Source organism: Psittacicella gerlachiana, from assembly GCF_003585965.1.
In the GTDB taxonomy this organism is placed as follows: Bacteria; Pseudomonadota; Gammaproteobacteria; order Enterobacterales; family Psittacicellaceae; genus Psittacicella; species Psittacicella gerlachiana.
The window spans coordinates 1-21,968 of the sequence record NZ_NRJF01000104.1; the positions used below are offsets into that span (position 1 = coordinate 1).

General features: G+C 33.6%; 16 protein-coding genes and 1 pseudogene. All 17 read right to left on the bottom strand.

Annotated features, from left to right (window positions below; translation table 11 throughout):
- Window positions 1-437: shikimate kinase (locus CKF59_RS04035; RefSeq protein ID WP_119534692.1), on the bottom strand; the 437-nt coding region annotated here is incomplete at its 3' end.
- A 24-nt stretch (window positions 438-461) separates the two neighbouring features.
- A complete protein-coding gene (locus tag CKF59_RS04040; protein WP_119534693.1) occupies window positions 462-968 on the bottom strand; it encodes an Lrp/AsnC ligand binding domain-containing protein in 507 nt (168 codons plus the stop codon).
- A gap of 163 nt (window positions 969-1,131) precedes the next feature.
- Window positions 1,132-2,154, bottom strand: a complete 1,023-nt coding sequence (oppF, locus tag CKF59_RS04045; RefSeq protein WP_119534694.1) for a murein tripeptide/oligopeptide ABC transporter ATP binding protein OppF — start codon at window positions 2,152-2,154, stop codon at window positions 1,132-1,134.
- Window positions 2,155-2,293: 139 nt separating this feature from the next.
- A pseudogene (locus CKF59_RS04050) lies at window positions 2,294-3,268 on the bottom strand (oligopeptide/dipeptide ABC transporter ATP-binding protein); the annotation flags it as partial.
- A gap of 72 nt (window positions 3,269-3,340) precedes the next feature.
- The gene (locus CKF59_RS04055) at window positions 3,341-4,243 is read right to left on the bottom strand and encodes an ABC transporter permease (RefSeq protein WP_119534696.1); all 903 of its coding nucleotides are present in this window, start codon (window positions 4,241-4,243) and stop codon (window positions 3,341-3,343) included.
- A gap of 18 nt (window positions 4,244-4,261) precedes the next feature.
- The gene (oppB, locus tag CKF59_RS04060; protein WP_119534697.1) at window positions 4,262-5,182 is read right to left on the bottom strand and encodes an oligopeptide ABC transporter permease OppB; all 921 of its coding nucleotides are present in this window, start codon (window positions 5,180-5,182) and stop codon (window positions 4,262-4,264) included.
- Between the two features lie 457 nt (window positions 5,183-5,639).
- Window positions 5,640-9,431: a hypothetical protein gene (locus CKF59_RS04065; protein WP_147397115.1), complete on the bottom strand. Its 3,792-nt coding sequence runs from the start codon at window positions 9,429-9,431 to the stop codon at window positions 5,640-5,642.
- A gap of 213 nt (window positions 9,432-9,644) precedes the next feature.
- Window positions 9,645-10,847, bottom strand: coding sequence for a hemagglutinin repeat-containing protein (locus tag CKF59_RS04070; RefSeq protein ID WP_119534699.1), 1,203 nt, complete (start codon window positions 10,845-10,847; stop codon window positions 9,645-9,647).
- A gap of 5 nt (window positions 10,848-10,852) precedes the next feature.
- Window positions 10,853-11,857: a Holliday junction branch migration DNA helicase RuvB gene (ruvB, locus tag CKF59_RS04075; protein WP_119534700.1), complete on the bottom strand. Its 1,005-nt coding sequence runs from the start codon at window positions 11,855-11,857 to the stop codon at window positions 10,853-10,855.
- Between the two features lie 2 nt (window positions 11,858-11,859).
- Window positions 11,860-12,591, bottom strand: a complete 732-nt coding sequence (gene ruvA / locus CKF59_RS04080) for a Holliday junction branch migration protein RuvA (RefSeq protein ID WP_119534701.1) — start codon at window positions 12,589-12,591, stop codon at window positions 11,860-11,862.
- Between the two features lie 3 nt (window positions 12,592-12,594).
- Entirely contained in the window at window positions 12,595-14,058 is a 1,464-nt protein-coding gene (gene radA / locus CKF59_RS04085) for a DNA repair protein RadA (protein WP_119534702.1), read from the bottom strand.
- A gap of 74 nt (window positions 14,059-14,132) precedes the next feature.
- Window positions 14,133-15,614 (bottom strand): hypothetical protein, encoded by a 1,482-nt coding sequence (locus CKF59_RS04090; RefSeq protein ID WP_119534703.1) that lies wholly within the window; start codon window positions 15,612-15,614, stop codon window positions 14,133-14,135.
- Window positions 15,615-15,717: 103 nt separating this feature from the next.
- Complete coding sequence (locus CKF59_RS04095) at window positions 15,718-18,783, bottom strand: FUSC family membrane protein (RefSeq protein ID WP_119534704.1); 3,066 nt, start codon at window positions 18,781-18,783, stop codon at window positions 15,718-15,720.
- Between the two features lie 134 nt (window positions 18,784-18,917).
- A complete protein-coding gene (locus tag CKF59_RS04100; protein WP_119534705.1) occupies window positions 18,918-19,679 on the bottom strand; it encodes a transporter substrate-binding domain-containing protein in 762 nt (253 codons plus the stop codon).
- A gap of 121 nt (window positions 19,680-19,800) precedes the next feature.
- A complete protein-coding gene (locus CKF59_RS04105) occupies window positions 19,801-20,475 on the bottom strand; it encodes an ABC transporter permease (protein ID WP_119534706.1) in 675 nt (224 codons plus the stop codon).
- A 9-nt stretch (window positions 20,476-20,484) separates the two neighbouring features.
- The gene (locus CKF59_RS04110; RefSeq protein ID WP_119534707.1) at window positions 20,485-21,159 is read right to left on the bottom strand and encodes an ABC transporter permease subunit; all 675 of its coding nucleotides are present in this window, start codon (window positions 21,157-21,159) and stop codon (window positions 20,485-20,487) included.
- Window positions 21,160-21,168: 9 nt separating this feature from the next.
- Window positions 21,169-21,909, bottom strand: coding sequence for an ATP-binding cassette domain-containing protein (locus CKF59_RS04115; protein ID WP_119534708.1), 741 nt, complete (start codon window positions 21,907-21,909; stop codon window positions 21,169-21,171).
- Between the last annotated feature and the right edge of the window lie 59 nt (window positions 21,910-21,968).

Sequence of the window (21,968 nt, forward strand, 5' to 3'; positions counted from 1 at the left end):
GTTAAATCTCGTTTTTCATGTAAATCTTCTAATTTTTTTATTAAATCTTCAATATTTTTACAGTCTCTAACAATTGGACGCTTGCTCAATTGATCGTCTGCTAATAAACGCTGTGCTTGGTGCTTGATATCTAATTCAAGATAAATTACAAACCCAAAGTCTTTCATATACAGACCATTACGCATGCGTGTAAGAATCCCACCACCAGTAGAAATAACCGTGTTACTTATTAAAGTAGTTTGTAATAAGACCGCTGTCTCAAAAATTCTAAATTGACTCTCACCTTCTTTCGTAAAAATTTCATTTATAGGCTTTGAAAAAAGATATTCAATATTTGAATCTGTATCGACAAAGTCTAAATTTAAAGTTTGAGCTAACAATTGACCTACGGTAGTTTTTCCCGAAGCCATATGTCCGATTAAATAAATATTGCGCATTCCTACATTCCTTACTAAGAAAGTTTAATCTTCTTTGCTATCTTTTAAATGTGAAATATCAAGATTTCCTTCGTAAAGGTTAATTTGACGATTAATTGGTCGATCCATAGAAATAATCGTATCAGTTGATTGAATTTCTTCAATACTTTGAATTTTCTCAGTAAGAATACGATGTAAAGAGCTAATACTATCAACGATCACCTTAATAAAAATCGAGTACCTACCGGTTGTATAGTAAGCTTCGGTCACTTCATTTATTTCACGTAAACGATTAATTACTCCACGATAACTATGAGCTGAATTTAGCGTAATCCCAATAAAACACATAATTTCATAGCCTAACTTTTCTGAAACTATTTGGATTTTTGCTTTTTCAATTACTCCAGCACTACGCATTTTATCTAAACGTACGTGAATGGTTCCCACACTAATCCCATAAGCCTTAGCAATGGTACGGTAAGAAATATTTGGATCTCGTGATAATTGTAATAAGATGTATGCATCTAGATCATCGTACTTATATACTGCCATATTAAAGCATACCTTAGAAATTAGAAATAATAATTTAATTTAATGAATATAATACTTTACTTCCATATTATAATCTACTTTTTAGTTGTATATCTAAAGAAAGTAGATTTTTATTTAATTTATGTCTAAAAAAAGCTAACCTCGAGAGTTAGCTTTTATAGAATTAAATATTTTTTACGTTAATTAAATTGTAACAAGCTACAAAATGAGGTACGCCATTTCTTCCTTCGTCTTCTAACTTCGGAGGCGTAGTTGCACATTGCTCTGTAGCATATTTACAACGAGTTCTAAATACACACCCTGATGGTGGATTAATTGGCGATGGGAGATCTCCATCTAAAAACTCGATTTTCTTATTACGCTCCAAGTCAGGATCTGGAATAGGTACTGCTGACATTAAAGCTCGAGTATAAGGATGTTTAGTATTATCAAAAATTTCAGTTGAAGTAGATAATTCAAATACCGATCCTAAGTACATTACTAATACGCGATCTGATATATGACGCACAACTGATAAATCGTGAGCAATAAAAATTAAACTAATCCCATACTCTTTTTGTAAGTCTTTTAAGAGATTTACTACTTGAGCTTGAATCGAAACGTCTAAAGCTGATACCGGCTCATCACAAATAATAATTTTTGGACGGGTAATCAGAGCACGAGCGATCCCGATACGTTGAGCTTGTCCTCCAGAGAACTCGTGAGGATAACGGTTTATCATGTTAGGTAATAAACCAACTTTTTGCATAGTTGCCAATACTTCTTCACGAATTTGACTTTTGGTCATATGAGGGAAATGAATTTTTAATGGCTCTGCAATAAGTTCACCTACGGTAATACGTGGATTTAAAGATGCCGAAGGATCTTGGAAGATCATTTGGATATCTTTTTTATATTTACGGCGTTTACGTTGACTAATGCCAATTAATTCCTCACCGAGAAATTTAACACTTCCTTTTCCTTCAACTAAACCAACAATCGCACGGGATAAGGTTGATTTTCCACAACCTGACTCACCTACCACCCCAAGAGTTTCACCTACTTTGAGGTCAAAATTAACATTTTTTACCGCTTTTAAAGTGTTGTATTTATTGAAAAATAAACCACCAGAACGTTTAATCTTAAAATTTACATCAAGGTTACGCACACTTAAAAGCACTTGGTCTTTTTTAAGTTCATTACTCACAGCCTAACCCCTATTTATCATTTAAAGCTCTACCTGTGTGATCAACAATTGTTTGTTCATCACTAAAATAGTTTGCATGATTACCCGTTAATTTTTCTCCGGTTAACTCTTCATGTAGTTTTTGATAACGTTTTGTCATTTCGTCAACTGGAATATGACAAGCACGACGACGCTCATTAGCAAAAGGAGTTAAAGGAGCAAGATTATTACATTCAGCAATAGCATGCTCACAACGAGGCATAAATGGACAACCCTTTGGTAAGTTTAAAAGGTTAGGTGGATTTCCCGGAATTGATGAAAGTTTAATGTCTTCTTTATCAATACGTGGAATTGATTTTAATAAACCTTGAGTATAAGGGTGAGTTGGATTATAGAAAATGTCTTGCGTCGAACCATATTCCATAGTTCTTCCGCCATACATTACTAATACTTTTTCACAAAAGCCTGCTACTACCCCTAAATCATGTGTAATAAGAATTACTGAAGTTTTAAAGTCCTTTTGTAACTCACGGAGCAAGTTCATAATTTGAGCTTGCACGGTCACATCTAAAGCAGTTGTTGGCTCATCAGCAATAATTACTTTTGGTTTACAGAGAAGAGACATGGCAATTACCATACGTTGTCTCATCCCCCCTGAAAACTCATGCGGGAACATTTTTAAACGCTTCTCTGCTTCTGGAATTTTTACGGCATCAAGAATGTTTTTCGCTTCTTTTAAAGCCTCACGTTTAGACATGCCTTTATGAATAACCAGTACTTCAGCTAATTGATCGCCAATGGTTAAATAAGGGTTTAATGAAGTCATCGGATCTTGGAAGATCATTGAGATTTCATTACCACGAATACGATTTAATTTTTTATCTTCAAGACTTAAAAGATCTACTTCGCCAAAATTCGATTGATATAAAGCTTTACCATTCGTAAAACCGTTAGCAGCTAGTAAACCTATAAGAGAGAAAGAAGCTTGAGATTTTCCAGACCCAGACTCTCCTACAATCCCAAGAGTTTCACCTTCACGCAGTTGGAAATTTAATTTATTAACTGCAGTTACCACCCCATCATTGGTTTTGAAATTTACTTCTAAGTCCTGTACATCTAATAATAACTTAGACATTTCTTATATCCTTTAATCTTTTTTCCATTTGCTATGGAATTCTTATATCTTAATAAAAATCTATACTCACAACTAGCGATCTTTAGGGTCTAAAGCATCACGTAAACCATCACCGATAAAGGTGAAACAGAAAATAGTTGTGGATAAGAATAATGATGGGAAGAATAGTAACCATGGTGCTACTTGCATCACTGATGAACCATCAGCAATTAAAGATCCCCATGAAGCTAAAGGCTCTTGTACCCCTAAACCTAAGTATGATAATGCTGATTCTCCAGCAATTGCTCCAGGAATAGAGAAAGATAAGTAAATCACAATGGTTGACATTAAGTTAGGTACTATATGCTTTAACACGATTTTTGGATTACTTACCCCAATTACTCGAGCTGCATCTATGTACTCACGATTTTTTACCGCTATGGTTAAACTACGAATCATACGAGCTTTACCATACCAACCGGTAATAGACATAAGACCGATTAGAGTTACTAGAGAATTACCAAAGAATACTAAAGCCATGATAATTACAAAGAGTCCTGGTAATGAATCTAATACTTCAAGCGTACGCATCATTAAACTATCTACAAGACCACCAAAATATCCAGACACAGCTCCGTAGGTAACCCCGATAATAATTGAGAAAATCGCCGTTAAAAATCCGATGGTAAAAGAAATTCGCCCGCCGTAAGCAATACGAGCTAAAACATCACGTCCATTTTCATCTGTACCTAATAAGTGTAAAGATGAGGGACCCGTAGAAATATTATCCCAGTCAATATCTTCATAATTCCAATGAATAAAAAACGGGGCAAAAATTACAAAAAGAAGAATGGCTAATAAGACAATTGTCGAAGCTACCGCAGCTTTATTACGCATAAAACGTATTGCTGCATCTTGCCAATATGAACGAGAATCTATTTCCAATTCATTTGCCTTAGGCTCTTCTGCGTTTGGATTAAGAGTTTTAGTTGACATTAAAATTCTCCTAAGGTCTTAGAATTTAATACGAGGATCCACAATAGCCATGAGAATATCATTAACTATATTCGCAAGAACAATTAGTACTCCTGATAAAATTGTAATACTAAGAACTAAACCATAGTCACGGTTAGTAGCTCCTTGTACATATAATTGACCTAAGCCTGGAATACCGAAAATTTGCTCTACGATAATTGAACCGGTAATAAAACCAACAAAAGATAAAGTTAATACTTGTACCACAGGTACAGCTACCGCACGTAAAGTGTGGTGAATAATAATATATCTTGTACTTAAACCTTTTGCTCTTGCAGTTCTAATATAGTTATTGGTTAATACTTCGATCATGTTCCCACGGGTAATACGTGCTAAGAAAGTCATACTACCATATACATAAATAATAATTGGTAGAATCATATTCCTTAGAGCCCCACCATTCCATCCTCCTGATGGCAACCAACCCAGTTTAACTGCAAAAACATAAATTAACACTGGAGCTGCCACGATGGTTGGAATTACCGAACCTACAACTAATAAACTAATTACCGAATAATCGATCCAAGTATTTTGATAAAGAGCTGCAATAACTCCAACTGTAATCCCTAACACTAAAACAATTAAAAATGAAATTGAACCTAATTTTAAAGAGGCTCCAAACGATTGTCCTACCAGTTGGTTAACCGTAAAATCTTTATACTTAAATGAAGGTCCTAAATCACCATGTAATAAGTTATTTAAATAAATTAAAAATTGTTTCCAGATCGGCTCATTTAAATGATATTTCGCTTCAATGTTCGCAATAATCTCAGGTGGATATGCTCGCTCTGAAGTAAATGGGCTACCTGGTGCTAAACGCATTAAGAAGAACGTAATTGCTATCAAGATTAACAATGTCGGTATAGCTTCTAAAATACGACGAAAAATGTATTTATACATAAGGCCACACTTAAAAAATTATTTTAATCTTAAGTAGCTATTGCACTTTACTCTGTAAGTGTATAGTTAATTGCGATTAAAATAATTACATAGAAAACAAAAAGAAAACACTAAATCTAAGATAAAAACTTTTATCTTTAATTGTCTAATCAAGACTGATATATTTTGTGCATTTATTATCAAGAAAAAATAGCTTGATAAAAATGATGCTCTTAGATACTTTTTCTGATAAACAAAAGTAACAACACTTATTTATCGTACTATTATTTTATAATTATTTCAAGATCTTAAATCTTATTTTTATATGATCAGAGTAAAAAAATCCCTGATCTTATTTAATTATACTCTTAGACTAATCTCCTGAATCTCTCCTCTTTATTTCAAGTTATTTTTTCTCTTTATAAATGTTACTTGCTCTTATTAAAAAAGAGAGACCTTGCAGTCCCTCTTTCCTAAATTATTTTTTCTTTTTGCGATTACGCTTTTTGCTTGAGCCATGAGTAAAATTATTTTGCTCAAAACCAGCACTTAAAATACTTGAAAACATGTTTAAAGCATTATTAAATACTTCCGGATCTCTATCTCGATCCTTAGACATAAAGTGCATTTTCCCAGGTAACATTACCCTTGGTTCAAAGCTTAAACTATCAGTACTACGATCTAGATAAAAATATGGTGAGTAAAAGTCATGCCTAAACATTTTACTTGCCGTAAATTTAGCATCTCCTTTGGTAGTATTTACTTGATAAATTCCAAATAAATGTCCACCTAACTCAAAAGGATTATCATGAGCAATAATTCTTAACACATCCTTTTGACGTTCCATATCCGCAAATAAGAAAATACTTCCCGTTGTTTTAAAACCACGAGTTAATAAACTTACATGTTGGATAATTGCTTGTTGTAAATAAACCTCATGATCAGCAATAATTACTGCATGACTAAATACCGCACGTTCTAAAGCAATAGATTCAAAATCATGAACCACAAAACTAAATTCAGAAGCTAGAACTTCTAGATAAGCTTTAATTTCAGGATTATTTACCACAATTAAGCCACGAGATTTATTATTACGAGGTTGTAAAAGCAGACTTAAAGCAGCATTAAGAACTTTTGATTTAGTTAGATTTAAGTAGTTGAAATAAATTTCAACTTCTTTTTCCCCTAGAGCTGGGACATAACCATATTTACGCTCCGGAGGTAATTGCCCTTTATCCTTAATATAGTAATCAGGATTTGCAATATTTGGCAGAGCATAAGGAGTTAAAGGTAAATTAAAGGCTTCTAAGCTTACAATTTGCGTATGGTTTTGTAAACTTTGAATTTTATCTCTAATATAACTCACAAGACTATCTTTATGCTCTAGATATTCAGTAGCTTTAAATTCACTATATTCCGGAGCTTTAAAATCCTCACGTTTAAAATTAACCCCATAAGCATAACGCTCGCTTGTAGGTAAATCATAAATTAACTGAGAATTTGAAACTCTATATTCAAATGAATCTATAGTAATAAATAATTCTTCTGCCGTAGATTCAGGAGAGCTTACTAATACTACCGAAGATTTTCTCTTAATGAGCAGATGGCGAATAAAGTTTGCGTAATCAGCTGCCGTATCGTCACGATATAAATCATAACTATTTTCTACGACAATTAGATCTGGTGAAGTTTGCTGACAATACTTAGTGTACTCAGAAAAAGTCATTAAGTAGAGTTCAGTAACCCCTTGATATCTACAATTGCTCTTATAAAACTCTAAAGCCTGTTTAAAAGACTCAGGTAAGCTTTCAGGATCTTTTTCTTCTAACGCACGTAAATATTTAATCGTGCGGACTATTTCACGATCTACATCATTAACTAATAAATCATCTACAAGCGAAGAATCTTTTTCCGATAAACCTGCAATCGAATCTTTTTGATAGCTATCTTCTAAAACTTTTGAGAGAACCTTATTTCTAACCTTATTAACAACTTCAATTAAATTGTTATATGACTCTTTTTGGTTAATTAAGTTTAAGTTAACTTGAGAATAAGCATATAAAGAGTCAGAGTCAGCTTTAGGATCTACTTCATTAGCAAGAATTTTTACTGCTACCTTAGCATTAGTTTCTTTATTAAAAATATTCGAGAAAAGTTTTTCGTACAGAGGAATTAACTCTGCTTGAGAATCACTTACAATCCAGTAAGCAACTACATCACGCATTTTAGAAATTCTTTGTTCTCTGTTCGTAAAGAGATTAATTACACGATGAATGGCAATAGAAACATTAGTAATTAAATCCCCTGAATTTAAATTCAAATGGTAAGGAACAAAAGCACCTTCTGCCTGATAACTTGCATAAGGACGTTCAAAACTACTAAACGTACTAATTGGACTACGGAAATAATTACGATTAATTCCCGCTAATACCATTAAGTTTCCATTTAAATTCGGATAATAAGAAATTTCTCGGTTATTTAAACGTACCGTTAAAAACTTATCACTCGATAACTGACTATTCCAGTTACGTTGTTCTTGCAGATCAAAATAAGCCCCCGAAGTAATATCTGTATTCGATAAACTCGGCGTATAGTAAAAGTTTACATCTTGAGCAAGATTGTTTCTACGGACAATACGACGATCACGTAAGAAATCAACAATTACTTCTCTTTGTTTATCTACATTTGTATAGTTTTCAGGGTTAACTTTTCTTAACTCACCTTCCTCATCACTAGAAGCTCTACGCTCAACCGTATCTCCAGTACCAAAAATAATTAAAGAAGAGTGAGAATAATTAGGACTTTCAATAATACAAGCAAGATCTGAAAGCAGATTACGAGTTAACTCTACATCTTCTAAAATTACTGCGACCTCATTACGAGTACGATAGAAAGGAAGATCCTTAACCGCAACTACCGATAAGTAATTTTTGATCGTATTTAAATCAGGAACTTTAGTACAAATTTCCTCTAATTTAGCAATGGTTTGCTCACGATCATTAGCCACAACAAGAACTAAACGTTGTTGTAAAGCAAAAGATAAAGCCACTAAAAATTGCGAATTTATATCTTTTAACTTACTTAAATGTTTACTTGGCGTTAAGCGTAATTCAGAATACTGAGTATAGGTAAGTCCATTACCTGCAACAAAATTGCGAGAATCTTGTAAATACTTTAAAGGATCAAAAATAACCTTGTCATTATTGCCTCCTAATAAGCTTATTTCTAAGAAATAAGGAGGGAATAACTCAAACATTTTTACATTCGCCGTACGTACGACAAGGCTGGTAAAGTCTTCAAGATTAATTCTCTGCTCTTGACGGAACTGATCAGCCCAAAATAAGGTTTGTGGAGATAACGCACGTAAGAATGAAAGAAGATTACGACGACTTGCGTAATATTTTGGCTCATTATATAAATAGCCATTGAAAACATATACTAAACCTAAAGCCGCAGAAGTATACTTATAGACTTTTTCTCCTACCTCTATATCATTACCATCTTTATCGGTATCACAAACTATATGCGTGGTTTCATAAGAAGTAGAGTGCTCTGTAAAGTAGTCATATAAAGACTGTGCTTTAGCATGTAAAGTATACACAGATAAATCCGTGTGATTGGTAAATTGTTCATATGGCAGTAAGAAATGTAAATTTTCTTTAGCTGCTATATTTTTTAATTGTTGAGTTAATTCTGGAGCTATGCTTTGATCATTGATTTTAACGTCTCTACCTGCATTTTTTTCAAGAATCTGTTTAGTTACATTTAAATATTCTTGTAATGCATTTACACGTTTAGACGCTAAAGACTCAAATTTTTCTAAAAATTCTGGTAACTCATCTAAAGTTAATACTAATACTCCGAGACCAGCACTATCTAACTGCTCTACACTGGTATAAACTTTAAATTTATTTGTTAGTTTTGAGTTTATGCATAGTTGAGCTAATTTAGTTGTCATTGCAACTACATTTTTTTTCTCAACTTCATTATCAACTAAAAATAATGATAGTAAATCACTCTCTAAGTTAACAACCCCCAATGGGTTTTGCACTTGATTTTTTAGTGCAAGCATTGCCACAAAGTAACGATCTATATCATTATCAAATTGAACAGCATAAGCATAACCGGTTAAGTAAAGATCATTTAGCACTAGTAACTTTAAAAGTACTTGTTCACTTGAGTTACTAAACTCTTCACTTAGGTATTTTACGGTCTTTGCAAAGTTAGCACCATTTTTTCCCAACCATAATTCTCTTTTTTCCGAAGTCATGGTATAGAAATAATTGATTAAGTTAATAGGAAAAATAAACTTCAAATTGTAAAATATTTTTTCAAAATTTTACAGAGTTTACCCCGAAATCTCAAGATAAAGTTTTCCGTAAGAAAATATCTTCCTTTCAAGCTCTTACCCTGAGAGTTTTGCTGTCTTATATTATACCCCGTTTTTGCCTAAATCTCTATATTTCCTTAAAAGCAACTGAGGTTATTGACCTTGATAAAATTTCCATAACCTAGCTGCATAAGTTGGAGCTAGATCTTTTAAATATTGTCCCTGAGCAAACTCTTGAGCAAATTTGAGAATAAAATCTTGATAGTCTTGTTCACTACCTAATGTTCCTACATCTTGTCCTAAAATTTTTGCTGCTAAAATAGGATCAATAATTGGTAAAGACATGTAATTACCTTTAGCAGCTAGCACTTGAGCAAAGTAAGCATTGATGCCAACAATTCGTGGTACAGTAAACTGACTCATGGTCGTTACCTTAGTTAAGGAACCATCATCATTTATTTGCGGAGCTTGAGCATTTACCTGAGGAGCATTAAACTCAGATTGTTTCACATTTAAACTTTTATCCGCTTGTAAATTTATACTTTTACCAGCATTAATATTTGAGTTTTGAATATTAACATTTGCTCCTGAAACCGAAACTTTTCCAGCTTGAATCTGTCCCCCACTAATCACTACATCGCCACTGTCATTACTAATAGTGATGTTGTCTCCTGCAATAACTGAATCACCAGAGCTAATTGTAGCTTTAGCTTTTGGTGCTTCTACGGGTAAAATTACATCTAGATAGACATTAAGAGAATTAGCAATTAGCGCAAGTTGAGTTTCACTGGTATTGGTTAATAAAATTGTTAAATCAGATTGATTGGTTACCCCTTGATAATCTACCAAAGTTATAGCTATGGTTTTACCAGGTTTTAACCAAAGTTGATCTTGCTGTACTTCTAAAGCTTCTAGTTTATTTTGGGTAAATAAAGCTTGCTGTGATGTAGTAATAAATAGACTAGTTACTTTACCTTGTGTAGCTTCCTGAGCCTGATAATCACTTAGAATAAAAGCATACTTGGCTTCAGGAGCATAAGCTAAATACTTTTGATAATAGTCAAGAACAAAATTTTTAACTTCTTGTTTAGTTCCTTGGTTTAACCAAGAGTATAATGCTTGATTTACTTGATTACTAACAATAAAATTCGCTCCTAAATTAGGATCTAACCCTGAAAGTAAAGGAAGAGCAATATAATCTTTAGTCGCTATCCCTAGATGACAACTTGGAACTAATACTACCTCTCGGCTATAGGTTTTTGCTTCAGAACAAGTTTGTTGCTTCTCACTATTTGCAAATGTAGAAGAGATTAAAGACAGAGCCACTAAACTTAAAATAATTTTTCTTAACATCATTTCTTTTAATTACCTAAATCTAAAGCTTGTAAATAAAGTTTTGCCTTTTCACTAGCAGTACGTCCTCTCGGCGTACGAATAATAAATCCTTGCTGAATTAAGTAAGGTTCAACCACATCTTCAAGTGTTAATCTATCTTCTCCGATTGATGAAGCTAAGGCTTCAATTCCTGCAGTTCCATTAAATTGATTGATTAAGGCATCGAGTAAACGATAATCTAAGCGATCTAAACCACAGGCATCTATATTTAACTTATCGAGCGTAAGGCAAGTTATTTCTTGATCAATAATCCCGTTATTTAAGACTTCAGCAAAATCTCTTACTCTTCTTAACAAACGATTAGCAATACGAGGCGTTCCTCGTGCTCGTTTGGCAATCTCAAGAGCTGAGATAGCATCTATTTCGATATTTAATTTACGAGCTGAGTTAATCACAATTTGTGCTAACTCTTGGGCATGATAGAAGGTTAAGTTATAGTGATTACCAAAACGTGCATATAGAGGACCTGTTAGACTTCCGGCTCTTGTGGTCGCACCCACTAAAGTAAAAGGCGAAAGAGGTAAACGCATAGTGTTTGCCCCCGCTCCTTCCCCAATTAAAATATCTATTTCATAATCTTCCATCGCACTATAGAGAACTTCTTCAACCTTTGCCGGTAAACGATGAATTTCATCAATAAACAAAATATCATTAGGTTGTAAACCATTTAAAATTGCTGCTAAGTCTACAGCCTTTTCTAATACCGGTCCTGTAGTAGTAACTATATTAACTCCCATCTCATTGGCTATAATATTGGCAAGAGTTGTTTTCCCTAACCCAGGAGGTCCAAAAATTAAAGTATGATCTAAAGGCTCACCTCTTCTTTTAGCAGCACTAATACTTACAGATAAAAGCTCAACTATAGGTTCTTGCCCGATATAATTTTCTAATAAAGTAGGGCGCAAAGCTCGATCAGGTTGCTTTTCTCCCAAAGCTTCTTGAGCAGAAACTAAACGATTATTATCTTGCATACTTATTTACCTTTATAAAAATCAAGACAAGCTTTAATTAACTGTTCTAAACTTAATTCAGGTCGATATACTTTTTCCAATAGTTGCTGGGCTTGTAAATCTTTGAGTCCTAGGTTAGTTAATGCTTGTAATGCTGAATAGCGAATAGGGTCTTGACTCATATTAACCTCAGCACTAAATTCAAGTTCATTAAAATCAAAGGTAGAGGTAACTTCTTCCTCTACAGTTTCAAGCTTAATTGGTGCTGGACTAGTTTCTTGAGTATTTAACTGCTCATAGGCTTTATTTAACATTTTCATCTGTTGCTTGCCTAAAGCTAAAGCTTCTTGAATTCCTTCAATTCTATTATTTAATTCAACAATCATGCGCTCAGCCGTTGCCTTACCTATGCCAGGCACAGCAGCTAAAGATTTTTGATCTTTATTGGTAATAATATTTAAAAGGCTAACAAAATCATACATCCCTAACACCGCTAAAGCGATCTTTGGTCCGACCTTATTTAGTTTAATTAACTCTTGGAAAATCTTCTTCTCAATAGCATGAGCAAAACCAAACAACTGATGGGCATCTTCGAGTACTCTTTGATAGACAAATAAAAATACCTTATTCCCTACAGCAGGTAATCTTTGAAAAGTAGTTAAAGGAACAGTTACCTCAAAACCTATTCCTTGACAATCTATAAGAATGGTATTGGTTGATTTATCTAATAAAATTCCGTGTAAACTGCCATACATATTTTATCCCCCCTGTTGACTAAGTAACTCTCTAATTACGGCAAATGCTTGTTTGAGATTTTTTACATGATGCACTTCCATATTAGGAATTTGAATATTAATTTTATTACTTGCGGGAATAATTGCGGTATTAAATCCATGTTTAGCGGCTTCGGCAAGGCGTTCTTGTCCCATAGCTACCGGACGTAACTCTCCACTCAAACCTAATTCCCCCAAGACAATTAACCCTCGAGGTAAAACTTTATTTAAAGAAGAACTCAAGATAGCTAAAACTACGGCTAGATCAGCAGAAGTTTCTTGGACTTTAATTCCTCCCACCACGTTTACATAGACCTCATGATTGTACATTTGCATGCTTCCATGTTTTGCCATAATCGCAAGAAGCATTTGTAAACGATTATTATCAAAACCATTAGAGATGCGACGTGAAGACTCTTTGTTAGAGTTATCTACTAAAGATTGAATCTCTACAATTAAAGGACGCGAGCCCTCCCAAAGCACCACTATTGCCGAACCTGGAGCTGGTTCATCGGTGCGAGAGAGAAAAATTGCAGATGGATTTTTGACTTCGTGTAAACCAAGAGAATCCATCATAAATACGCCTATCTCATTTACAGCTCCAAAACGATTTTTGGTTGAACGAATAATTCTAAACCTTGAGTCTTCGGCAGTTTCAATCATTAAAGAACAGTCAATAACATGCTCTAAAACCTTAGGTCCAGCTAAAGCTCCTTCTTTGGTAACATGACCAACCATGATTACTGAAGTATGAGTTTGTTTTGCATATCTCGTTAAAGCTGCTGCGCTTTCACGAACTTGAGATACCGAACCGGGACTCGAGCTTATCCCATCTAAAGACATTACTTGAATTGAGTCTATAATCAGAATATTTGGTCTTTCTTCTTCACAAATTTGTACGATGCGATCAACCGAAGTTTCCGAGAGCATTAAAAGATTATGATCTTTTAAAGGCATGCCAACACGTTCAGCTCGCATCTTTACTTGCTCTAAAGACTCTTCACCAGTTACATAGAGAATTTTATTGTTTTCACTTAACTTAGTAACTATTTGCAGTAAAATTGTAGATTTACCTGCACCAGGATGTCCGCCGACAAGAATTGCTGAACCAGGAACTATACCTCCTCCCAGCACCCGATCAAATTCACTAAATCCGGTTTTAGTGCGTTCGATCTTTTGTACTTCAATTTGACTAATTCTTTTGATACCTTCATCAAAAAAACCAGCATAACCACTACGCTTCTCTTCTTTCCCCGCTTGTTGTGCTTCCACGGCCGAACGAGGTTTAACTTGTTTAGTTACTTGAGCTCCGGTAGTCAAAGGAGCTTCAACCTTAAACTCTTGTAAGGTATTGTATTCTCCACAAGCTCGGCAACGTCCTTCCCATTTAGGATAATCAAAGCCACAGTTAGTACAAACATATACTACTTTGCTCTTTTTGGTAGCCATTTCTTTTCCTTTGCTTCCTTTAAGTTGTAAAGGGATTATTAGTTATAAGGGGAGTTATAAAAATAGGAGCTAAATTAGCCCCTGTTTTTCTTAGGTTTAGTTGTAAATAAAGGTTCTAAATTACGACCAAATCTTTCTAAATATAAATGACGTAAAAATAGAATTGCTGTCGTTAATGTCGGGGATTCTAGTAGTCTTCTAATCACCAGATCATGAACATTAGAGGTAATCGATAACTTATATTCAAGTTTACTGATAATCATTTTTACTTCTTTAATAATTTGATCATAATTCATGGCTGTCCGAATTTCTGGACTTTTACTTCCCATGAGACGATCTAAAATAAAAGTTAAAGTTTTTAAAACCTCAACTAGCTCCAGTGCCATTTCTTTGGTATAGCTAAGAGGAGCAAAATGAGTATAAATAAAATGTTTAAACAGAAACTCTTGAATCTTTAAAGCTCGATCACGAATGTCGTAAATGGTAAAATCCAATCTTTGCTCTACTTCTTTTTTAAAGTCTAAAGCATCAAAATCTTGAGTTGGATTATACAAGTGTAAAAAATTTAAAATATGTAAATGCTCAGGCTCAGGCGTAAATTTTACGGCAAAATCTAGATTAAGCATGAGATTTATATAGTTTTCATAAAAGTTACCTTGACGACTACTAATATGGACTAAGTAGTAAGAAAACTTTTTACCTCGAGCAAAAGCACTATCATAATAACGACTTTTATAATTATACGTAGAGTGCGTAACTGATTGACGTTCTTTTAGAGTGTAACTCTTAAACTCTTTCGCAATAAAGGTGTCTGATAAAAACTCTTGCCAGCCCTCGCTCTCATAACTTGGTCGCATTTCCGTATTTATGGGCACAAGATAATCATACTTACTTGGAGTTTCTTGAAAGTTATTGGCAATCGAGTTTTCAAATAAAGTAAAGCCACTATTATTATTGATGGAGTTAAACAGATCTTGTTTTCCTAACATTTCAAAAGAATAATGACGTAACTCTATAGGCGTTGAATCTGCAAAGTCATTGGCTTCATCAACGGTAAAACTATTATCCAAAATATTAGCTTCAAAACGTAGTAAAGGCTTGATCTCTAAAATCTTATTGCCTTTATCAATAATCGGAAATCTTGGGGCTAAAAGCGTCGTTAAAAAAGGTAGATCATATGCTTCAAAGTACAAAAGCTTATGCAGATCTAAACGACTGGTAATCGGTACACTAAATTCATCGACGAGCTGAGGGACTTTATTAATATCTTGATAATCAAATTTCAGAACTTTAACAATTCTTTTTTCGATATCCTTGTCTTCAAAGACTTGCACCATTAAACCATTACGAAGCAACACACAGTCTGGAGTATCATAAATAATGTATGTATAAGTGGTTTGCTTTGCGTGCTCACGTTCAAGCATTACCCTTTCAAACATATGATTATCAAAAGGGGTTCGCATTTGCTGATTCGATAAGCGGAATAGAGGCGTCTCTGGATTTTCTACATTAAATAAAAAGGTAGAAAAAATTTGATCGATGGCAAATTTTGTCATATGTTTTTAAAAAATCCATTTGCTATAGTTATTATTTTTCAAACCTCTATTTTATCACATAACCACGTAAAAAAGACCAATACCTCGGTACTGGTCTTAAAGGTTATTTTTGATTAAATTGTTTATTTAAAGTTTCTTGTGTAAGCTTATCCGCCATAGCTAAAGCTTGAGCTTCTTGTTCTTTACTGCTTTGCTCTTGCTCAACTCGAGCTATCTCATCTGCAGTATCATGCCAAAATACATCCTGTTCAACTTGTTTAGTCATTTGTACTTCTTGGCTAGTTAAGAAGTCCACTAAAACATCATCTTCGGTTTTAGGGATTTTTGCAAGTTCAGCATCGACTAAAGCTTCAGTTTTCTCTTTATCTACTTGAGCTTGAATAGCTAAATCTTTTTGGACTTGCTCAGGGTTAAGTTCAGGAACGGGAACTTGAGTTTCTACCTCCTCAGGTACTTCTTCTCTTACGAGATTAGAAGCTGATGTAGTTTCAAACCCTAAATTTTCTTGTCCTAAACGGTGAGCAATAATTTTTTCTACTTGCTCGCTATTAGCTCCGCTTTCAATATCGGCAATAGAGTTTTGTGCCGCTTGAGAAATATAAGCATTGGTTTGAATTTCATGTTGGGCTTGAGCTTGAGCAATTTGCTCTTTTTTACTTGTTTGAGCCGTTAATTGTTCACTCGCAACCACACTTTCATGATCTAACCTTACCGCAGAGGCTACTAATTTATCCTCAATTTCCTGATCAGCTTTTTTCTCGGTAGCTAAAACTTCTTCTACTTGCTCTTTACGAGCTTGAGCTTCAGCTTTAGCTACAGTTTTTGCCATAACTTCATTGTCGAGAACCTTAGCTGTAGCTACAGCATTAGCCACCTCTGAAGTATTTTTAGCAATAGACTCACTACTTGTTTGTTTTTTATCTTTAACTTTTTCAAATAGTTTCTGATCAATTTTGGTTAATTGATAAATTAAAGCTAACTCACGACGATAATTAATTAAAGCTACCGCAATCCCTACAATTTTTTCATTAAGATAAAAGTTTAAATTAAAGCTTTCATCTTTATCTTCATGTTGGTTTGCTACTTCATTAGCTTCGGCTATAAATTTACCCACCGTAACTCTTAATTCATCATCACCATAAGCATAAAGATTAGAATAGATTAAGGCAAGACGTTCAAAGAGAGTTATAGTCTGAGCATCTATTTCCTCTAACTTATTTCCTTCCATAGCTTCAATTAACAATTGATTAATTAAGCTTAAGTTCGACAAAATATAATCATTTAAAGCCATGAGTTTAATTGATGGCGTAATGTATAAACGATAAATTTTTGGTTCACTAACAATACTTGAAACTACGCTTTGTAAAGAAATATGAGAGTTTTGAGCGATTAAAAAACGTTTATTTAAATCAAAAGCACTAATTGGGTGTTTTAAAAGCACGCCCACGAGAGATAAAAGTAAACGTTTATTATAGTCATAAACCTGACGAACATTTTTACCTAGATTTAAATATTTCCATTCCGGTAAAACATAGCTCATCACAAGATAACATAAAGCCGCCCCTAAAGTATTCGCAAGAATCCGTTCAAAAACTACCATCGGCGTTAACTCTAACCCTGCAGTACGGAAAGTACAGAAAACAGCCATGGTTAAGAAGAAAGTAGAGTAACCATAATTTAAGACTTTAGTTACTTGGAATAAAGTTAAGGTCGTAATTCCAGCAATACATAATTCCACCGGCATAGTATCTACTGGGAAAGCTAAACAAGCTCCAGCTAAGGCTCCAAAAATCGAACCATATACCCTATGTTTAACCCGTGTTTTGGTTAAAGAATACCGAGGTTGAATTACAAGAACCCCTGCCATCATAAACCAAAAAGCAAATTGTAAACTTAAGAAATAAAAGACAAACCCTGACATTAATAACAGCATACATACTCGAATAGCATGACGCATAATTGGTGATTTTAAACTAAAATCATTTAATGCTGTTTGGAGTTTTAATTTAAAGCTTACTTTTGCGTGGTGTTCTGGAGTAAACTGTTGTACATTTTGTTTAAAACTTTCTTCGTTATTAATATTTTGTAACAACCAGTATACTTTTTTTAGTTTGGTTAAGAGTAACTGTAGACTATCAACGTGATAGTAATGCAAAGCTCTTTGCTTATTAATTGAGGCTTCTAAACGTTCAATCGATACAAGAATACGCTTATCTAAAGCTACCATACGCTCACTAGTTAAATCATAAGAAAACTGTGAAGCAGCTGTCGCATAGAGCATTAAAATCCGTTGAATACGGAACATTATATCGCTATCTTGTAAACGATCTTTAAGAGGTTGATAATCTTGTAAATTAAAATCTAAGGTTTTAAAGATATTATCGGCAGTTAAGTAATAACGCATCATATCACTGGTAGTTTTACGTTTACCAAATGATTTTATGCGAATAATTAATGAAGCCTTAGTTAACTCAAACTGTTCAATTAAATGATTACGAGCTTTTTCATAATGCTTATTGTAATAGTTATTAGCAATCAGCTCGCCCCCATTTTCCTTATCTGGAGAGGTAAATTCACGACGGTAAGTTTCATCATCAGGATCAAAAAAGCTTCCTTTTATTGATAAAAAGTCGCTCAGAGCATTATATAAATCTGAAACATTGTTCTTAATCCCACGATTTGGAAAGAGCACGTGAATTAAAAGTGAAATTCCCGTGTAGAACATGGCTGCTACAAGCATATAGAGTAGATGCTCAACTGCCATGGTAAAATCTGTAGCATGAAAACATAGGAACATGCTATAACAAATTATTAATACCCCACCAAAGCCAACGGTTTTTAAACTTTTACTAAAAGCTCCAGACATTACAAAAACAAAGGCCGTAATAATACTTGATATCCATAACAAAATAAAATTATGGAAAGTATATAGCACTATAGTTTCGGCAATCAGAAAGATAATAAAAATTAGAAAAGCATTTTTTACCTTACCGGAAAATTTATTATCTACATCTACTACTCCCCCTGCAATTAACCCTAAACACATAGGTAAATAAAGAGGGAAGAGATCTAGAGATCCAAGAAAAATTAAAACCAAACTCGCAGAGATAAATGTAGGTAAAATATTTACCCACTGATACTTAATAATAGATTTAAATTTCGTAGACATAAAGTCAAAGTAAGAGTTCTAAATTAAAAAAATTTCCTTGTATATTTTACTCCTATCCTCAAACTTTTGCACAGTAAAAAAGCGAACTCATTTATTTTAGAGTTCGCTTAGTAGTAATAATTTTTATTTAAAAATTAATTCATGCCATATTTAGCTTTTAATTGTGCTAAAAAGCCACTTTCTTGAGCTGTTGCTAAAGCTTGGTTAATTGCTTCTAAGAGTTCTTTATTTTGTTTATGTACCGCAATTGCAGGTCCAGTTAAACCAAAAATAGGATCAGTTAAAGGCTCACCAACGGTAGTAAAATCTTGATTACTATTAATAATTGGTTTTGCTACTTCTTCGCTTAGTAAGTAAGCATCAATTCTTTTAGCTCTTAAATCTAAATAAGCTAAATCATTAGTTTGATATTTAACTACTTTGTACTTGGTTTTGGTATCTAAGTATACAGCTTGCGAAGTTCCCGCTTGAGTTCCTACATTTTTTAACTCAGAAACATCGTTAAAATTATTTGCTTTTAACACTAAATAAACATTTTTCTCTTTTGGTAAATATTCATTAGAAAAAGCTGCTACTTTTAATCTAGCCTCTGTTGGATGCACCCCAGCAATTACCATATCAATCTTTTTAAAGTTTAAATTAGAGAATAAACCATCAAAAGCTTGATTTTCTACTTTACAGGTAATCCCAATTTGTTCACAAACATAATTAATTAAATCTATATCAAAACCTACCACTTCACCTTTGTCACTGAGGTACTCATATGGAGCATAAGTTGCTTCCGTTCCCACAATATAGGTTTTACTTTTATCTAAAGCTAAAGCCGAACCACTAAAAGCTAAACCTAAAGCACAAAAAGTTAAAGCACAAAGTTTATTTCCAAAAAGCTTTTTCATAATTTCTATCCTTAAAAAATTTGTTGATAAATCGTAATATTTTATAAAAAACTCAAGACCAAAAAGAAAGAAAATGCACTTAACTTGAGTTTTTGAAATGAAAATAGTTAAGTAAACACGATTAAATTGCGTATTTTAACCAGTGTTTTTCAATAAATCTTAAAATGAGGGTTAAGATCATACTTATTACTAAGTAAACTATACCCGCAGCTACGAAAGCAGTGATGGCATCATAGGTTTCACCATAGTAATTTTTAGCATAACCAAAGATATCGGTAACGGTAATCATACTCACCAATGAAGTACCTTTGAACAATAAGATTACTTCATTAGAATAAGTAGGTAATACTCTTCTTAAAGCATAAGGGAAGAGTAATTTGTAAGTTTGGAATTTAGATAACCCCATAGAACGACAAACTTCCCACTGCCCTTTATCGATATTTTTAATTGCCCCATTAAAAATAATCGTGGTATAAGCCCCTGAGTTCATGCCACAAGTCAGAATCGCAACAAACCAAGTATTGCTAAATAACTCTAAGATCCAAGTTCCTTGTAAAGAAGTAAATTGGGTTGGGCTATAGTAAAAAATAAAATACTGGAATAATAGAGGAGTTCCAGAGAAAATTAAAACATAAAGATCTACAACTTTACCAAAAGGTTTAGGAGCAATAAATTTTACAGTTGTACAAAAACTCGCAATAATAAAAGCTAAAACTAAACCACCAAAAGTAATGTAGAGAGTTGTAGGGATACCTTGTACGATTACGGACAAAGCATCTAGGTAATCTTGTAACATTATTAAGTCCTAGTTATTAGCCGTTATTAAGTAAGAATTAAAGTGACGATCTAAACGCTTGATAATTAGATTTGACACTACTGAAATAATTAAGTAAAGAATAGCCGCTATGATGTACCAAGTAAACGGTTGGTGAGTAACTTTAATTACTGAGCTCGTAGTAAAGATGATTTCGCTAATTCCAATCGTAGATACTAATGAAGAATCTTTTAATAAAGATAACCATTGATTAGTTAAACCAGGAATCGCTTGACGCCACATTTGTGGCAAAATGATGTCAAAGAAAATTTTAACTTTACCAATTCCTAAAGCTCGAGCAGCCAACCATTGCCCTTGAGGTATCGACTCTATAGCTCCACGTAAAGTTTGGGAAGCATAAGAAGCAAAAACAAGAGCTAAGGCTATAATCCCTGCGGTAAAAGCACTTAAATTTATATCAAAATTACTTAATAACTGACTTCCACCATAATAAACTAGGAAAACCATAACAATTTCTGGTAAGCCTCGAAGCATCATTAAAAATACTTCAAAAGGTGCAGAAATTAATTTAAAAGGAGTTTTTTGAAAGCCAAGAAAAATTATTGCAAGGAGCATCCCTAAAAGCATTGAGAGTACGGAAACAATAATAGTCCACATAGCTCCTTTTAACACTATTTCTAAGAGCGTGAAGTTAATTTGATCCATAACTTCCTCCTACTTAGAATAGGTTAGATATTCTTGGAACTCTGAAGTTTGCGGGTGATTAAACATTTGCTCAGCTTCACCATGTTCAATTAATCTCCCACCTTCAAAGTAGTAAACTTTATCTGCAACCTGACGAGCAAAGCCTACATCGTGGGTGACAATAATCTGTGTTACCCCAGTTGAAGCTAAGTCTTTAATAATTTTTGCAACTTGTCCGGTAATATTTGGATCAAGAGCAGCCGTTGGCTCATCATAAAGTAGCACTTCTGGTTGCATCATTAAAGCACGACAGATTGCCACTCTTTGCTGTTGTCCACCCGATAATTGTAGAGGGTACTTATCCGCATGTTCAACAATTTGCAGGATCTCTAATAATTTTAATGCCTGCTCTTTTGCTTGTTCTTTGCTCAGTAGTTTTAAAGTAACTGGAGCATAGGTTAAGTTCTCTAATACCGTTTTATGTGGCCATAAGTTGTAATTTTGAAATACCATGCCAACTTTACGACGTAAAAGTTGTGCTTGTTTGTCTGAAACTTTTTTACTAAAATCAATTACTTGATTATCAATATTTAAGGTTCCACTCGAAGGAATCTCTAAAAGATTTAAAGTTCTAATGAAAGTAGATTTTCCTGCTCCTGATTTACCAAGTAAAACAGAAACCTTACCTTGTTCTAAAGTACAATTTACATCAAATAAAGCTTGAGTTTTCCCGTAGAACAGGTTTAAATTTTTAATTTCAATATTTTGCATTTTCTTTTCTCTTTTTGGTTGATAGTTTAAATTTTACAAGATTAAATTTTGCATTGCAA

Excerpts from the sequence above, each read along its gene's own strand:
- CKF59_RS04040 (WP_119534693.1), bottom strand. The coding sequence starts at position 968 with ATGGCAGTATATAAGTACGATGATCTAGATGCATACATCTTATTACAA.
- CKF59_RS04055 (WP_119534696.1), bottom strand. The coding sequence starts at position 4,243 with ATGTCAACTAAAACTCTTAATCCAAACGCAGAAGAGCCTAAGGCAAAT.
- oppB (WP_119534697.1), bottom strand. The coding sequence starts at position 5,182 with ATGTATAAATACATTTTTCGTCGTATTTTAGAAGCTATACCGACATTG.
- CKF59_RS04065 (WP_147397115.1), bottom strand. The coding sequence starts at position 9,431 with ATGACTTCGGAAAAAAGAGAATTATGGTTGGGAAAAAATGGTGCTAAC.
- CKF59_RS04070 (WP_119534699.1), bottom strand. The coding sequence starts at position 10,847 with ATGATGTTAAGAAAAATTATTTTAAGTTTAGTGGCTCTGTCTTTAATC.
- ruvB (WP_119534700.1), bottom strand. The coding sequence starts at position 11,857 with ATGCAAGATAATAATCGTTTAGTTTCTGCTCAAGAAGCTTTGGGAGAA.
- ruvA (WP_119534701.1), bottom strand. The coding sequence starts at position 12,591 with ATGTATGGCAGTTTACACGGAATTTTATTAGATAAATCAACCAATACC.
- radA (WP_119534702.1), bottom strand. The coding sequence starts at position 14,058 with ATGGCTACCAAAAAGAGCAAAGTAGTATATGTTTGTACTAACTGTGGC.
- CKF59_RS04090 (WP_119534703.1), bottom strand. The coding sequence starts at position 15,614 with ATGACAAAATTTGCCATCGATCAAATTTTTTCTACCTTTTTATTTAAT.
- CKF59_RS04095 (WP_119534704.1), bottom strand. The coding sequence starts at position 18,783 with ATGTCTACGAAATTTAAATCTATTATTAAGTATCAGTGGGTAAATATT.
- CKF59_RS04100 (WP_119534705.1), bottom strand. The coding sequence starts at position 19,679 with ATGAAAAAGCTTTTTGGAAATAAACTTTGTGCTTTAACTTTTTGTGCT.
- CKF59_RS04105 (WP_119534706.1), bottom strand. The coding sequence starts at position 20,475 with ATGTTACAAGATTACCTAGATGCTTTGTCCGTAATCGTACAAGGTATC.
- CKF59_RS04110 (WP_119534707.1), bottom strand. The coding sequence starts at position 21,159 with ATGGATCAAATTAACTTCACGCTCTTAGAAATAGTGTTAAAAGGAGCT.
- CKF59_RS04115 (WP_119534708.1), bottom strand. The coding sequence starts at position 21,909 with ATGCAAAATATTGAAATTAAAAATTTAAACCTGTTCTACGGGAAAACT.